Annotated in this window: 2 protein-coding genes; both read left to right on the top strand. The window is 67.6% G+C overall.

Annotated features, from left to right (window positions below):
- Nucleotides 1–395: murein hydrolase activator EnvC family protein (locus JCM9942_RS15120; RefSeq protein ID WP_157722969.1), on the top strand; the 395-nt coding region annotated here is incomplete at its 5' end.
- A gap of 109 nt (nt 396–504) precedes the next feature.
- The coding region (locus tag JCM9942_RS15115; protein ID WP_054660664.1) for a S41 family peptidase at nt 505–1,792 on the top strand (1,288 nt) is incomplete at its 3' end.

Genomic DNA, 1,792 nt, shown 5'->3' with positions numbered 1-1,792 from the left:
CACCGGCGCCGAAGGTCGGCGGACTGGGCTGGCCACTGTCGGGCAATCTGCTGGCCCGTTATGGCGGCCGCTTGCCCGACGGGCGCAGCAGCACCGGCGTGCTGATCGGTGCCCCGGCCGGAACCACCGTCACCGCGGTGGCCGATGGCACCGTGGTGTTTTCCGACTGGATGACCGGCTACGGCATGATCCTGATTGTCGATCACGGCAACGGTTACCTGAGCCTGTACGCACACAACGACGCGTTGCTCAAAGATGCCGGCGCGCGGATCAAGCGCGGCGATGCGGTGGCCAAGGTGGGCAACTCCGGTGGGCAGGGCACCACCGCGCTGTATTTCGAATTGCGCCGCCATGGCCAGCCGGTGGACCCGGCCACCTGGCTGCAGCGCCAGTAACCCAGGCTGAGCGCCGCCGGCGCCGGTTCAACGGGAATTTAGCCGGGCATCGCGCATAATCGAAACGACCGCGCTTCGGGCGCGGGCCTGTTTTCTCATGGAGTGGTTCATGCGCGTAGCCCGTCTTGCTGCAGCCCTGCTGTTCGCCCTGTCTCCTGCGGTCGCGCTGGCACAGAGCGCCCCGGACAAGGCCGTCAGCGCCGATGATCCCGATGCCAAGGAGTCGGTCACCTCGCGCGTGCCGCTGGATGAGATCCGCCGCTTTGTCGGGGTCTACAACGCGGCGCGTGCGGCCTATGTCGATCCGGTCGACGACAAGAAGCTGATGCAGTCGGCGGTACGCGGCCTGTTGCTGGAGCTGGATCCGCACAGCACCTATTTCGACAAGGAAGACGCGCAGGCGTTCGACGAGCAGGCCACCGGCGCCTACGAAGGCATCGGCGTGGAACTGCAGCAGCAGGAAGACACGCTCAAGGTGGTATCGCCGATCGATGACACTCCGGCGGCCCGGGCCGGCCTGCGCGCCGGTGATCTGATCATCGCCATCGATGGCCAGCCGATCAGTGCGATCGAGGCGATGGAGCCGTTGCGCGGCCCGGCGGGCACCTCGGTGGTGCTGACCATCGAGCGCGCGGGCGAAAAGCCGTTCGACGTCAGCGTCACCCGCGAAACCATCCGCGTCACCAGCGTGCGCAGCAAGATGCTGGAGCCCGGTTATGGCTATATCCGCATCAGCACCTTCCAGGCCGATACCGGCAGCGACTTCCAGAAGCATGTGGCGCAGCTGCAGGCCCAGGCCGGCGGCAAGCTCAAGGGGCTGGTGCTGGACCTGCGCAGCAATCCGGGCGGCCTGCTCACCGCTGCGGTGCAGGTGGCCGACGACCTGCTGGAGAAGGGCGGCATCGTCAGCACGCGCGGGCGCATCTCCATCAGCGATGCGACGTTCGATGCCACTCCGGGCGACCTCATGCAGGGCGCACCGGTGGTGGTGCTCACCGATGCCGGCTCGGCCAGCGCCTCCGAAGTGCTGGCCGGGGCTTTGCGTGACAACCAGCGGGCCCGCATTGTCGGCAGCCGCACCTTCGGCAAGGGCTCTGTGCAGACCGTGCTGCCGCTGGACAACGGTGATTCGGTGAAGCTCACCACCGCGCGCTATTACACCCCCAGCGGCAAATCCATCCAGGCCACCGGCATCATCCCCGACGTGGAGCTGCAGCCCGATCCGGCCGATCTGCCCAAGGACTTGCCGGCCAGCCTGGCTGACTACAGCGAGGCCAAGTTGCCCGGGCACCTGCGCGGCGATGACGAAGCTGCCGGCAGCAAGGCCGGGGTGGTGTTGCCGGGCGATGCGCCGGTGCAGGCAGCGTTGCGCGAGCTCAAGCATCCCGGCTCGGTGG

The sequence above is a fragment of the Stenotrophomonas pictorum JCM 9942 genome (assembly GCF_001310775.1).
In the GTDB taxonomy this organism is placed as follows: Bacteria; Pseudomonadota; Gammaproteobacteria; order Xanthomonadales; family Xanthomonadaceae; genus Stenotrophomonas; species Stenotrophomonas pictorum.
Note: the sequence above shows the minus strand (reverse complement) of the source record. Positions and strands in the feature narration are given on the sequence as shown.